The organism is Pontibacter diazotrophicus (genome assembly GCF_003367245.1).
In the GTDB taxonomy this organism is placed as follows: Bacteria; Bacteroidota; Bacteroidia; order Cytophagales; family Hymenobacteraceae; genus Pontibacter; species Pontibacter diazotrophicus.
Genome location: NZ_QRGR01000026.1, coordinates 75,759 through 89,583 on the forward strand (window position 1 = coordinate 75,759; position 13,825 = coordinate 89,583).

Consider the following 13,825-nt stretch of genomic DNA (forward strand, 5'->3'; position numbering starts at 1 on the left):
TTAGGTCTCCGCAACCCGGAGCAGCAAATTACACTTTGCTTCCCGGCTGCTTCTGTAGTAGATATGTACAGCTACATCCAAAATAACGAAACATACGGCGCTTAGTTACTTACAGGCAATTCTCCTGTGCAGAAAGCATTTATTGATGGGGTATAAAGATAGTCGCAGCCACTCTTGTGAAATGGCTGTTCCGGGCACTGTTGAAAGCACCTGTAAAAGATGATATAAGAAGGTGTTGGGGACTATTTCTGTTTGAAATCGCCGTTCATGATGGACTTGATAAGGGCCGGGATGGCCATCGGGTTGATAGTAGGATACATATAGCGGTTTTGCTGTAACTGCTGCTGCTGGTTCATCCCATGCCTGAAATTACCCGCTCCATCCATCGGTGTTGTTTTGAAGAGTTCCTCCAGCCGCTCAGGGTCCAGGTTACGCATGGCAATGGCCCGGCCTTCGTCCGGCAGCTTTACGTTGGCTACTGCCTCCCGGAAATCACGCTCTGTTGCCCAAGGGAACACATCTACCATAGGAAGCTCCGTTGGGTCTTCCTGCAGCTGCATGATAATAGAGTAGCTCTGGCTGCTATAGTTTTTCGGAATAATGAGGTACTGCTTCTTAAAGCCCAGTGCACTGAAAAGCACGCTGTCGCCAGCCAGCACCGGAACCGAGAAAAAGCCGTATTCATTTGTCACTGTTCCACGTGTGGAGTTTGGCACGTACACGCTCACACCAGCCACACCGAACAGACTGTCGCCGGTAGCGACAAAGCCGGACAACTGCACCACACGCCCCGCCTGCCCCTGTGCCGCTGCCTCCTCTGTTGTACCTAAAAGCAACAACAGGCCTAACAGTGGCAGTAAGAGCCATTGCAGGGGCTTTGCATGGGAATATGACGCGTGTAAAGGTGACTTCATGTGATACAATTATACTATTTATTATTTATAATAGCTGCTTTTACCTATTTTTGGTCTATTGCCAACCTGCTTATGAGGCTCAAACACTTCAGTCTTTCTTTTGGCGAACAGGTTTTAAAAGCCCTCGCCGACGAATCCCGCATCCGCATCCTCTTCCTGATTTTGCGCAACAAAGAAATGTGCACTTCAGACCTGGAGCAGGTGCTGGACTTTACGCAAACTAAAACCTCACGTCACCTCTCTTACCTTCGCAATGCGGGCCTGGTGGCCCCCCGCAAGGTGGATCAGTGGGTTTTTTATGCTATCAAAGAAGAGGCCGCAGACTTCTTACACCAGATTTTTGCTTACATGGAGCGCGATGCCGCACTCCAAAAGGATGTGGAAGTTTACCAGATTCTTTTCTCTAACCGCGAGCTTGCCGTTAACAAACTACAAACCCGCCGCTGGACAGCCTCCTAGCGTTTGTCTGCCCCATCATAACTACATAAATTAAAATATATTGTATTGGTTCAGGTGCCAGACAGCTTCGCCTTCCATTAAAACAATGCAATTTTCAAAACATACGTTCCCCCGGCGCGTTTTACTTTTACCTGATTCTATTTAAACATGAAAACATACACCCATATCCTCTTCGACCTAGACCACACACTCTGGGACTTTGAGAAAAATTCCGAAGAAACCCTGTACACACTATATGAGCAGTTTGGATTAGCCAGCTTTGGCAAGTTCGATAGTAACTCCTTTTATAAGAAGTATAAGTTTGTGAACACCCGCCTTTGGGACATGTACAACAAAGGCAGAATAAAGCAGGCGGAGCTACGGGAAAGCCGCTTTGTCAAAACGCTGACTGGCCTTGGCCTGGAACCGCACGAGGTGCCGCAGGGCATTTCGGAAGCTTACCTGGACCTCTGCCCTACCAAAACGGCCGTGTTTCCTTTCGCCTTTGAAGTGCTCGATTACCTGCAACCAAAGTACGGCCTGCACATTCTCACGAATGGGTTTAAGGACGCACAGCATGTAAAGATCACCTCATCTAATTTGCATGGCTACTTTAAGGAGATAGTAACCTCTGATTGCTGTGGCTACAAAAAGCCTGACCGCCGCATGTTTGAGTACCTGCTGGACCGCATTAGCGTAAAACCGGAAAACTGCCTGATGGTGGGCGATAACTATGAGTGCGATATTGAAGGTGCCCGCGATTCCGGCATCGATCAGGTGTTCTTTAACCCCGAGAAAATTAAAAAGAGACGAAGCCTCAAACCCACCTACGAAATCCATTGTTTGAGCCAGTTAAAAGAGATGCTCTAACAACAGTCTAACAACAATTGAAAGCATAAAATTATAAAGCCCGGCGCCAGCACCTGAAACAGGTACAGCGCCGGGCTTTATAATTTAAAGTTGCTTTCAGGGGCAATTACTACCGCAAAGACCTCGCAGTGTGCGCAGCTTCTGCGAGCGTCTGCACACAGAAGCTGCTATTCCCAAAACGACAGCTTATCCTGGTATCTGCTTGCGCTTGTCTTTTCCTGTACCTCCTGTTTCTGCGCTGTCTTTGTGATAATCTGCTCTTCTGTGCTGGTTTTATTTTTGTTAAAAGTATAGTTGGTCACTTCTGCAGCAAAGGAAAACCCGATTGCCATTGCCAACATCCCCTTTGCATATGTTTTGTTTCTGTTTTTCATAGTAAAATAAACTTATAAGCTACTCTCCCCGACAAGCAGGGAGAGTTATTACGGGAAACAGTGCGATGAAGGTTGCAACACCTTTGTGGATTTGGTGTACCTGATTGAAAGGAAGACCACTTTAGTTCGGCTGCTCACAGATACTCTATTTGAGATGATTAGATAGCTCATTCGGACATCTTTGTCCGAATGCCACCTGCCGGGGATTTCTTAATCCCCGTATACCGTATAACGCGGACTAGGAAGTCCGCCTCAGGCATGGTTCCGGACAAGGAAGTCCGAAACAGCCATAGGCTGTATTCGTTATAGAAAGCCGACACTGACACCTGAGACAAGTACAACGCCAGGCTTTTAAATACTACTGGCTCTACTGCTCTTTCGGACATCTTTGTCCGAATGCTACCTGCCGGGGACTTCCTAGTCCCCGTGTACCGAATAATGCGGACTAGGAAGTCCGCTCCATGGTTAGTTCCGGACAAGGATGTCCGAAACAGCTGCTTGTAATAGCCACCTATAGCAGAACGAGCGTTCGTATGCCGCTTTTCCGGGAAATCCCGTTACATTTGTAAAGAAGGCGCTGTTATTTCCGTAAGCCTTCAGGAATACCTTAAACATATTTTATAATCACAATTATAAACGCATGGCAACCGGATTCTTTAGAGTACCAACTCCTGTTAACGAACCAGTAAAATCTTACGCTCCCGGCTCTCCTGAAAGAGAAGAGCTGCAGCGCACCTATAAAGAACTGAAGTCCAAAGAACTGGATGTACCGATGTACATTGGCGGCGACAGAGTATTTACAGACAACAAGCGGCCAATGGTGCAGCCACACGACCACCAGCACATTCTCGGCCACTTCAGCGAAGGTGATGCGACACACGTGGAACAAGCAATCAACGCTGCCCTTGCCGCCCACGAGATGTGGTCGAACATGGCTTGGGAACACCGTGCCAGCATCTTCCTAAAAGCCGCTGAGCTGTTAGCCGGGCCATGGAGAGCACGTTTAAATGCAGCCACTATGCTGGGGCAGTCCAAGAATGCCTACCAGGCGGAGATTGACTCTGCCTGTGAGCTAATCGACTTCCTGCGCTTTAACGTGCAGTACGCAACCGATATTTACCGCATGCAGCCGGAGTCGTCTCCGGGAGTATGGAACCGCATGGAGCACCGCCCACTGGAGGGCTTCGTGTTTGCCCTAACCCCCTTTAACTTCACAGCCATTGCAGGCAACCTGCCTACCGCTGTTGCCATGATGGGGAATGTGGTGGTATGGAAGCCCGCTTATACGCAGATTTATGCCGCGCACATGATTATGGAGCTGCTGCAGGAAGCCGGTTTGCCGGAGGGTGTTATTAACCTCGTGTATGTAGATGGCCCTACAACGGGTGACGTCGTTTTCAACCACGCTGACTTTGCCGGCATCCACTTTACAGGCAGCACCGGCGTTTTCCAGAACATCTGGAAGACCATCGGTAACAACATCCACAAGTACAAAGCTTACCCGCGCATTGTAGGCGAAACCGGTGGCAAAGACTTCATACTTGCTCACAAAACAACGGATGCCAAGCAACTGGCCACGGCCATCACACGTGGCGCCTTTGAGTACCAGGGCCAGAAATGCTCTGCCGCCTCCCGCGCCTACGTTCCGAGCAACCTTTGGGACGAGGTGAGAGATTATGTGGTAGAAGACCTGAAGTCATTCAAGATGGGGCCTCCGGAAGATTTCTCTAATTTCATCAACGCTGTCATTGATGAAAAATCCTTTGATAAAATAGCGAAGTATATCGACGACGCAAAAGAAAGCAATGAGGTGGAGATCATCGCGGGTGGTAACTACGACAAGTCGAAAGGCTATTTTATTGAGCCAACTGTGCTGCTGTCTCATAACCCGACCTACATTACCATGTGTGAGGAAATCTTCGGCCCTGTTATCTCTATCTATGTGTATGACGAAGATAACTTTGAGGATACAGTGGAGCTGGTGAATGCCACTTCACCTTACGCCCTCACAGGTGCCATCTTCAGCAAAGACCGTTACACCATTGAGTATGCCACCAAGAAACTGAGCGACTCCGCCGGTAACTTCTACATTAATGATAAGCCAACCGGTGCGGTGGTAGGGCAGCAGCCATTCGGTGGCTCACGCGCCTCCGGCACCAACGACAAGGCAGGCTCTATGCTGAACCTGCTGCGCTGGGTGTCAGCCCGTTCTATCAAGGAAACGCTGAACCCGCCGACAGATTACCGTTACCCGTTCCTGGGCGAAGATAAATAGGGCATCATCGAGAAACCATCACAGCGGCCATGTTCTGAGAAGAGCATGGCCGCTGTGTTTTGGAGAGACAGGTAACTGTTACCCCGCCTTCTGATTTACCTGCACTTGCTTGAACTTTTGCATCATCTACTATAGATTTATGCTTTTGATTGTTGGCTATTTATACCTAATTTTGGTCCTTCATTAAAAAAAGGACTACCGCATTATGGAACCAACTGTGGATCAGTATGTACCGTCTGATTATCTTCCGATTTTAATTCAGTTTGCAGCCGCACTGGGCTTTGTGATTTTTGCGCTTACGCTTACGCACATGCTCGGCCCGAAGCGAGACAGTGAAGTAAAAGGCAAAGCCTGGGAAAGTGGCATTGAGTCTGTGGGGGATGCCCGCACGCCTATTTCCTACAAATACTTTATGACAGCCATCCTGTTTGTACTTTTCGATGTGGAAATCATCTTCCTCTATCCGTGGGCTGTAAACTTCAGAAGCTTTGGCATGGAAGGTTTCCTGCAAATGCTCGTGTTTATGGGGCTGCTGCTGGCAGGTTTCTTCTACGTGATTAAGAAAGGTATCCTAAAGTGGGAATAGGATATTAAACTTTTAAGAGCGGGTTTGTGTTCTTAATGCACACGAACCTATGCCTTTAAGGTACAAACAAACTATTTACATGAGCGACATAAATAAAGATATTAATTTAGTGGATGCACCGGATGGTGTATCAGGTGCTGGTTTTTTTGCCACTTCCTTAGAAAAAGTTATTGGTCTGGCACGTAAGAACTCACTTTGGCCTTTGCCGTTTGCCACCTCTTGCTGCGGTATTGAGTACATGGCTACCATGGGCGCCAATTATGACATTTCCCGCTTCGGTTCCGAGCGCCCCAGCTTCTCCCCGCGCCAGGCAGACATCCTGATGGTGATGGGTACCATCGCTAAGAAAATGGGCCCTGTTGTAAAGCAGGTGTACGAGCAGATGTCGGAGCCCCGCTGGGTGATTGCCGTTGGAGCCTGCGCTTCTTCCGGTGGTATATTCGATACGTATTCTGTATTGCAGGGTATCGACCGTATCGTGCCGGTAGATGTGTATGTACCAGGGTGCCCGCCCCGCCCGGAGCAGATTTTAGATGGCCTGATGCGCGTACAGGACCTGGCAGAAAATGAATCGCTGCGCCGCCGCAACTCGCCGGAATACCAGGCATTACTGGCCTCTTATAACATTAAATAAGCAGAATGGAGCTTACGAACGAAAACGTACTCGGTAAAATCATCAGCAAGTTTGGGGAAGACAACATTCAGGGCGCTTACAGCCCGGATGGCATCATGACGTTCACCACCAACCGCGAAACTATTATCGAGCTGATCCAATACCTGCACGACGACAAGGAGTTGCAATTAAACTTCCTGACGACGATGTGCGGTATCCATTATCCGGACCAGAAAGACAAGGAACTGTGCGTGATGTACCAGTTGCACAGCATGCGTCACAACTATCGCCTGCGCATTAAGGTGTATATGCCTGCCTCAGACCCGGTAATGCCTACGCTGACAAACGTTTACGCTGCCTCCAACTGGATGGAGCGGGAGACGTTTGACTTCTACGGCATTCAGTTTTTAGGTCACCCGAACCTGACCCGAATTCTGAACATTGAGGAAATGGAGTACCACCCGATGCTGAAGCAGTACCCGCTGGAAGACCAGACGAGGGAAGACAAGATAGACACTTATTTCGGACGTTAAGCCAATTAGCTGTAAGGCCCTAAGCTTCGGCTGAGGAGCATAACAGCACATAACAAAGGATATACACAATGGCTACTGAAAATAAAACCGCTGAACTCACCGAACTGGAGCAATTCCGTAAAGACCACGGACTTGCCCTGCACGAGGAGAGGCCACTTACCACGCTCAACCTGGGTCCAACGCACCCGGCGACGCATGGTATTTTCCAGAACATCCTTCAGATGGACGGTGAGAAGATCATGGACGCTGTGCCAACGATCGGCTACATTCACCGTGCCTTTGAGAAAATAGCAGAACGCCGGCCGTTCTACCAGATCACGCCGCTCACGGACCGCATGAACTACTGCTCCTCACCCATCAACAACATGGGGTACCATATGACGGTAGAGAAACTCTTAGGTATCACCATACCTAAGCGTGCGCAATACATCCGCGTGATCATGATGGAGCTGGCCCGTATCTCGGACCACCTTATCTGCAACTCTATCTTGGGTGTGGACTCCGGCGCCTTTACAGGCTTCCTGTACGTAATGCAGGAGCGCGAGCACATCTACGATATATACGAGGAAGTATGCGGTGCCCGTCTGACGACGAACATGGGCCGCATCGGTGGTATGGAGCGCGACCTTTCACCAAAGGCCCTGCACCTGATTGATGAATTCCTGAAGCGCTTCCCTAAAACCTGGGCAGAGTTCGAGAAAATGCTGACCCGTAACCGTATCTTCATCGACAGAACAACAGATGTGGGTGCTATCTCGGCTGAGCGTGCTTTGAACTATGGCTTTACCGGCCCTAACCTGCGCGCAACGGGTGTAGACTACGATGTGCGTGTGATGAACCCGTACTCTTCTTACGAAGACTTCGAGTTTGAAATCCCCGTAGGCTCCAAAGGCGATACTTACGACCGCTTCCTGGTACGTAACGAGGAAGTGTGGCAAAGCTTGAAGATAATTGAGCAGGCTTATAAAAACCTGCCGGAAGGCTCTTTCCACGCCGATGCACCACACTACTACCTGCCGCCAAAGCAGGCGGTGTACACCAGCATGGAAGCCTTGATCTACCATTTCAAAATAGTGATGGGAGAGGCAGATATTCCGGTAGGCGAAGTATACCACAGTGTAGAGGGCGGAAATGGTGAGTTAGGTTTTTACCTGCTCAGCGACGGTGGCCGCACACCTTACAGACTGCACTTCCGCAGACCTTGCTTTATATATTACCAGGCTTATACAGAAATGATTGTAGGTGGGCAACTAGCTGATGCCGTTCTGACGCTGAGTAGCCTGAACGTAATCGCTGGCGAGCTGGACGCTTAATATAAAGAACAATTATCAATTATCAGTACGCATTGTTCCTTGGTAATTGATAAATGATAAATGAATACAATGGCAGAGACTATAAACGAAGTAAAGTTTTCTGATGCGGCCATGGCCGAAATACAGCGCTACATCAGCCATTACCCTGAAGGGCGCCATAAGTCTGCCTTGCTGCCCATCCTGCACATTGCGCAGGCTGAGTTTGGCGGTTGGGTAAGCCCGGAGGTGATGGACAAAGTAGCTGAGATCCTGGACATACAGCCGATTGAGGTGTATGAGGTAGCCACCTTCTATACTATGTTCAACTTAAAGCCTGTTGGCAAGCATGTGCTGGAAGTGTGCCGCACCGGCCCTTGCTGCCTGCGTGGCGCCGATGAGCTAATCAACACGCTGAAGCGGAAGCTGAACATTGAAGAAGGTGAAACATCGGCAGATGGCATGTTTACGCTGAAGCCGGTGGAATGCCTTGCTTCCTGCGGAACAGGCCCGATGCTGCAGGTGCGCGAGCTGTTCTACGAAAACATCGACTCTGAGGAGCGCGTGGATGAGTTCCTGGCCATGATGCGCCAGAAAGAGCACGAAACACCAGTCTGGGCACAACAATCCTGACAAACCTGACAAAGGAAACTTTGACAAAAGACAAAGATCAAGGAAGGCTACTCATCAAGTAGAAGTTCCCCTCCTTGGACAAGGAGGGGTTAGGGGTGGTTGGACAAGTTAGCCTTGTCAAGTATCCTTATATCATATAACAAATAAATAACCAGCAGTACGCCCTCAAAAGCCACTGCTAAGCTATATATCCTGCTAAAATGGGACTTAAGATATTAACCGAACATATAAACGTACCCGGCATCGAGACGCTGGAGGTATACCGTAAGCATGGCGGCTACAAATCTGTAGAGAAAGCCCTGAAAACGATGTCTCCGGAAGAGGTGGTGGAAGAGGTAAAAACATCCGGCCTGCGCGGCCGTGGTGGTGCCGGCTTCCCGGCGGGTATGAAGTGGAGCTTCCTGGCAAAACCAGAGGGCGTTCCACGTTACTTAGTCTGCAACGCCGACGAATCAGAGCCTGGCACCTTCAAGGACCGGTGGTACATGGAGAAAAATCCGCACGGGCTGATTGAAGGTATGATTACGTCCAGTTATGCGCTAGGTGCAAACACCTCATACATCTACATCCGCGGAGAACTGATGTTTATCCTGCGCATTCTGGAGAAAGCGATTGCCGAGGCATACGCTGCCGGTTTGCTGGGTAAAAATATTATGGGATCAGGCTATGACCTGGACCTGCACGTGGCTCCGGGTGGTGGTGCTTACATCTGCGGCGAGGAAACAGCCTTGCTGGAGTCACTGGAAGGCAAGCGCGGCAACCCGCGTAACAAGCCTCCGTTCCCGGCGGTGAAAGGTCTTTTCCAGAGCCCTACGGTAGTAAACAACGTGGAGACGATTTCTTCTGTGCCTTGGATCGTGAACAACGGTGGAGCCGAGTATGCCAAAGTAGGTATAGGACGAAGCACAGGTACGAAGCTGATTTCAGCCAGCGGTAACATCAACAACCCTGGTGTATATGAGATTGAACTGGGTGTGCCGGTAGAGGAATTTATCTACTCTGATGAATACTGCGGCGGTATCTGGAAAGGCAGACAATTAAAGGCAGTCGTGCCTGGAGGATCTTCGGTTCCGATTCTGCCTGCCAACCTGATCCTGAAAACAGCTGCCGGTGAAGACCGCCTGATGACCTATGAATCTTTGTCTGACGGTGGCTTTGTAACAGGCTCTATGATGGGTTCCGGTGCATTTATCGTTTTTGACGAGGCCCAGTGCATCGTGCGTAACACGTGGAACTACTCCCGCTTCTACCACCATGAGTCATGCGGCCAGTGTAGCCCATGCCGTGAAGGTACAGGCTGGATGGAGAAAGTGTTGCATCGCATCGAGCACGGCCACGGTCATCAGCAGGACATCGACCTGCTGGTAAGCGTTGCCAAGCAGATTGAAGGTAACACCATCTGCCCGTTAGGCGATGCCGCCGCATGGCCGGTAGCCGCCGCTATCCGTCACTTCCGTGATGAGTTTGAGTGGCACATTAAACACCCGAAGGAGGCAACAGCACCGGGCGCAGTTTACCGCGGCCAGCTGGATGCAGTAACAGCTTAGATTTAGACACAAATATTAAGACGCTAGATATAAGACTTTATGAGTCGCAAGTACTTGTCTTGATACAGCAGTCTGATGAGTCTGAAAAACCTTTCTTTCTGTCATTCTGAAAGAAACTTGTTTGAAATAGAGGGCCCCTACCCCCGGGAGGTTATGCCTCTGCGACAAGCACACAAGATCCTTTCAGGATGATAAAAATGAAGGACAAGAAAAGTAATTAAGTATAGCATATAAGTTTGTGTTGTTCTGTTTTCTCACGAAAAACAAACAACGAATAACGAACAACGAAATATAAAATGGCTAAAGTAACAATTGACGGCATCGAGATAGAGGTAGAAGACGGAACTACCATTCTGCAGGCCGCAAGAAAAATCGGTGGCAAAATAGTGCCGCCTGCCATGTGTTATTATGGCCCGTTGAAGGGCAGTGGCGGTAAGTGCCGCGTGTGCCTGGTAAAAGTAACACAGGGCTCTGCCAAAGATACCCGCCCTATGCCAAAGCTGGTTGCCTCGTGCATCACGCATGTGCAGGACGGTATGGTGGTAGAGAATACAACAAACGAAGAAGTACTGAATGCCCGCAAGAGCATTGTAGAGATGCTGCTGATCAACCACCCGCTGGATTGCCCTATCTGCGACCAGGCCGGTGAGTGTAGCCTGCAGGACCTTTCTTACGAGCACGGCGTGAGTGCACAGCGCTTCGAAGAAGAGCGACGCACGTTCAACAAAGTGGACCTAGGCCCCTACATCCAGCTGCACATGACGCGTTGCATCCTGTGCTACCGCTGCGTGTATACCGCTGACCAGATTACCGAGAAGCGCGTGCACGGCGTATTAGGCCGTGGCGATGCAGCGGAAATTGGTACCTACATCGAGAATGTAGTGGACAACGACTTCTCCGGAAACGTGATCGACGTGTGCCCCGTAGGTGCGCTGACAGACAAAACATGGCGCTTTAAGAACCGTGTATGGTTCACGAAACCGCTCGATGCGCACCGCGACTGCCCTACCTGCTCTGGAAAAGTAACGCTTTGGACACGTGGCGAGGAAGTATTGCGTGTAACAGCCCGCAAAGACCAGTACAACGAGGTGGAGGAGTTTATCTGCAACACCTGCCGTTTCGACAAAAAAGAAACCAGCGACTGGACAATTGAAGGCCCGCGCCACATTGACAGTTCTTCTGTTATCTCAGCAAATCATTATGAGCTGCCGGTTCTGAATGTACCGATTGTACCTAACTTACCAGTGTCCACTAAGAAAAACCTGCCTCAGGAATAACATATGGAGTCAGTAGACCTATTATATAAAGGAATTTACATTCTGGTGATTTTCGGTATCACGCTGTTGATAGCGACATACTCCACCTACTTCGAGCGTAAGATAGCGGCGTTTATCCAGGACCGTGTGGGACCAAACCGCGCAGGCCCTGCAGGTTTGCTGCAGCCGTTGGCTGACGCCGGTAAACTGTTCTTTAAAGAGGACTTTATACCTGCCAAATCAAGCAAGGCGCTTTTCATCATAGGCCCGGGCATCGCGATGCTGGTGGCTACCATGTCCAGTGCGGTAATACCGTTTGGTGACATGTTGATAGTAGGCGGGCGTGAGTTGTTTCTGCAGGCAATTGAGGTAAACATCGGGGTGCTTTATATATTTGGTGTCGTTTCGCTTGGTGTGTATGGTCTGATGATTGGTGGCTGGGCTTCCAACAACAAATTCTCGCTGCTGGGTGCTATCCGTGCTGCTTCACAGAACATCAGCTACGAACTGGCCATGGGCCTTTCGCTGATAGCAGTGCTGATGCTGAGCGGCTCACTCTCACTTCGTGACATTGCAGAGCAGCAGGCAGGCTTCAACTGGAACATCTGGTACCAACCGCTGGGCTTTATTATTTTCCTGGTATGTGCCTTTGCCGAGACAAACCGTACCCCCTTCGACTTACCGGAGAGTGAGGCAGAACTGATTGGTGGTTACCACACAGAGTATGGCTCTATGAAACTGGGTATGTACCTGTTTGCGGAGTATATCAACATTTTTGTGGTATCAGCCGTGATGGCGACGCTTTACTTCGGGGCCTATAATTTCCCCTTCATGGCGGAGTTGCAAGTTTGGTTAACCAATGTCACTGAAAGCGCCGTTACGGCCAACAACATCGTGACGCTGCTTGGTGTAGGGGTAATGTTTCTGAAGATATTCCTGTTCATCTTCTTCTTTATGTGGGTACGCTGGACGCTGCCACGCTTCCGCTACGACCAACTAATGAAGTTGGGCTGGCAGATTCTGATTCCGCTTGCTATCCTGAACATTATCCTGACAGGCGGCGGTATCCTGCTGAAAGATTACTTATTTTAACAAATTTGAATGATGTCCGTGTTCTCTCTGTTTAGACAGGAGACACACACGACGACAATCATAAGCTGAAACAAATGGAACCACTATCAAATAGAAGGAAGAACGTAGAGAAGCTGCCGATGACGTTCGCAGAGCGCGCGTATCTGCCGGCTATCGCCCAAGGACTTGGCATCACCCTCAAACACTTCTTCAGAAAAAAAGCAACCATACAGTACCCGGAGCAAACGCGTGAGCGCAGCGAAGTATGGCGTGGCCTGCATGTGCTAAAACGTGACGAGAAGGGTGCTGAACGCTGTACTGCCTGCGGCCTATGTGCTGTGGCCTGTCCGGCAGAAGCCATCACCATGACATCCGGAGAGCGCAAGGCTGGCGAAGAGCACCTGTATCGCGAAGAGAAGTATGCAGTAACCTACGAGGTGAACATGCTGCGTTGCATCTTCTGCGGAATGTGCGAGGAAGCATGCCCGAAAGCAGCTATCTTTCTGCAGGACGACAAGCTTGCTCCTGCCCGCTACGAACGCGATGAATTCATTTATGGCAAAGACCGCTTGGTAGAGCCGTTAAAAACTACTGAAACTAAATAATCCCATGTCTGAGAGCCTGTTTTTCTTTCTTGCTTCGCTTACACTGCTTTGCGCCCTGATGGTCGTGATATCCAAGAACCCGGTACATAGCGTACTGTTCCTGATCATCACGTTCTTTACCATCTCCGGCCATTATATTCTGCTGAATGCACAGTTCCTGGCTGCCGTGAACATCATTGTGTACGCCGGTGCTATCATGGTACTGTTCCTGTTCGTGATTATGTTCCTGAACATGAGCAAAGAGTCAGAGAAAGAAGTAAAAACCTCCACTTTAAGTAAAATAGCAGGCACTATAGCTGGCGGCTTGCTTTTTGTGGTGATGATAGCAGCCTTAAAAGATACAGAGATAGCGGGTTATAATGCGGAAACCTACGACTCACAGATTGGTATGGTGGAAAGCCTGGGCGTAGTTCTCTTCACAGAATACCTGCTCCCTTTCGAGTTAGCCTCCGTACTTTTCCTGGTAGCCATGGTCGGTGCTGTAATGCTAGGTAAGAAAGAGACCGGAGAACAGCACTTCTAAGAAGACAACAACAACATACTAAAAGAGCCAGTGCAGTAATGAGCTGGCTCTTTTGCTTTATAAATAAATAACCTGTTTCAAGCTTTTAAACGCATGAACTCTCGTACGGACAGGTCGTGACCCAATGCCGTCAACTTAAGGGATTTTTCGTAAAACTCTGCAAAAGGCTATGCATTATGAGTATTAAAAAAAGAACCTGGAGATTTTGAAGCGTTTGCGCGTCATGATAGGCAGCGATGATTTTAAGGAGAAGTACCGTCAGAGCGACAGGGACTTCACGCGCAATCGGGTGCTGACG

General features: G+C 49.5%; 15 protein-coding genes. 13 read left to right on the forward strand and 2 right to left on the reverse strand.

Annotated elements, in window-relative coordinates; all coding sequences use genetic code 11:
• Positions 1–242 precede the first annotated feature (242 nt).
• Positions 243–914 (reverse strand): carboxypeptidase-like regulatory domain-containing protein, encoded by a 672-nt coding sequence (locus tag DXT99_RS20575; protein WP_246000883.1) that lies wholly within the window; start codon positions 912–914, stop codon positions 243–245.
• A 72-nt stretch (positions 915–986) separates the two neighbouring features.
• Here DXT99_RS20575 and DXT99_RS20580 point away from each other — a divergent pair, with 72 nt between their 5' ends.
• Positions 987–1,373 (forward strand): ArsR/SmtB family transcription factor, encoded by a 387-nt coding sequence (locus DXT99_RS20580; RefSeq protein ID WP_115567490.1) that lies wholly within the window; start codon positions 987–989, stop codon positions 1,371–1,373.
• A 147-nt stretch (positions 1,374–1,520) separates the two neighbouring features.
• Complete coding sequence (locus DXT99_RS20585; RefSeq protein ID WP_115567476.1) at positions 1,521–2,222, forward strand: YjjG family noncanonical pyrimidine nucleotidase; 702 nt, start codon at positions 1,521–1,523, stop codon at positions 2,220–2,222.
• 167 nt (positions 2,223–2,389) lie between these two features.
• On the opposite strand, the gene DXT99_RS20590 is transcribed toward DXT99_RS20585, so the two are convergent.
• Entirely contained in the window at positions 2,390–2,596 is a 207-nt protein-coding gene (locus DXT99_RS20590) for a hypothetical protein (RefSeq protein ID WP_115567477.1), read from the reverse strand.
• A gap of 640 nt (positions 2,597–3,236) precedes the next feature.
• Between DXT99_RS20590 and pruA the strand changes: the two genes are divergently transcribed.
• From pruA to DXT99_RS20645, 11 genes are all read left to right on the forward strand, one after another.
• Positions 3,237–4,871, forward strand: coding sequence for an L-glutamate gamma-semialdehyde dehydrogenase (gene pruA, locus DXT99_RS20595; protein ID WP_115567478.1), 1,635 nt, complete (start codon positions 3,237–3,239; stop codon positions 4,869–4,871).
• A 205-nt stretch (positions 4,872–5,076) separates the two neighbouring features.
• Entirely contained in the window at positions 5,077–5,457 is a 381-nt protein-coding gene (locus DXT99_RS20600; protein ID WP_115567479.1) for an NADH-quinone oxidoreductase subunit A, read from the forward strand.
• Positions 5,458–5,536: 79 nt separating this feature from the next.
• On the forward strand, positions 5,537–6,091 hold the full coding sequence (locus DXT99_RS20605) for an NADH-quinone oxidoreductase subunit B (protein ID WP_115567480.1): 555 nt from the start codon (positions 5,537–5,539) through the stop codon (positions 6,089–6,091).
• Positions 6,092–6,096: 5 nt separating this feature from the next.
• Positions 6,097–6,603 (forward strand): NADH-quinone oxidoreductase subunit C, encoded by a 507-nt coding sequence (locus DXT99_RS20610; protein ID WP_115567481.1) that lies wholly within the window; start codon positions 6,097–6,099, stop codon positions 6,601–6,603.
• A gap of 68 nt (positions 6,604–6,671) precedes the next feature.
• Positions 6,672–7,916, forward strand: a complete 1,245-nt coding sequence (gene nuoD, locus DXT99_RS20615; protein WP_181885204.1) for an NADH dehydrogenase (quinone) subunit D — start codon at positions 6,672–6,674, stop codon at positions 7,914–7,916.
• A gap of 69 nt (positions 7,917–7,985) precedes the next feature.
• The gene (locus DXT99_RS20620) at positions 7,986–8,525 is read left to right on the forward strand and encodes an NADH-quinone oxidoreductase subunit NuoE family protein (protein WP_115567492.1); all 540 of its coding nucleotides are present in this window, start codon (positions 7,986–7,988) and stop codon (positions 8,523–8,525) included.
• A gap of 200 nt (positions 8,526–8,725) precedes the next feature.
• On the forward strand, positions 8,726–10,072 hold the full coding sequence (gene nuoF / locus DXT99_RS20625) for an NADH-quinone oxidoreductase subunit NuoF (protein ID WP_115567482.1): 1,347 nt from the start codon (positions 8,726–8,728) through the stop codon (positions 10,070–10,072).
• 296 nt (positions 10,073–10,368) lie between these two features.
• On the forward strand, positions 10,369–11,349 hold the full coding sequence (locus tag DXT99_RS20630; protein WP_115567483.1) for a 2Fe-2S iron-sulfur cluster-binding protein: 981 nt from the start codon (positions 10,369–10,371) through the stop codon (positions 11,347–11,349).
• A 3-nt stretch (positions 11,350–11,352) separates the two neighbouring features.
• Positions 11,353–12,420 carry an NADH-quinone oxidoreductase subunit NuoH gene (gene nuoH / locus DXT99_RS20635; protein ID WP_115567484.1) on the forward strand — a complete coding sequence of 356 codons (1,068 nt, stop codon included), beginning with the start codon at positions 11,353–11,355 and terminating at the stop codon, positions 12,418–12,420.
• A 74-nt stretch (positions 12,421–12,494) separates the two neighbouring features.
• Positions 12,495–13,004 carry a NuoI/complex I 23 kDa subunit family protein gene (locus DXT99_RS20640; RefSeq protein WP_115567485.1) on the forward strand — a complete coding sequence of 170 codons (510 nt, stop codon included), beginning with the start codon at positions 12,495–12,497 and terminating at the stop codon, positions 13,002–13,004.
• A 4-nt stretch (positions 13,005–13,008) separates the two neighbouring features.
• Entirely contained in the window at positions 13,009–13,527 is a 519-nt protein-coding gene (locus tag DXT99_RS20645) for an NADH-quinone oxidoreductase subunit J family protein (protein ID WP_115567486.1), read from the forward strand.
• Positions 13,528–13,825 lie beyond the last annotated feature (298 nt).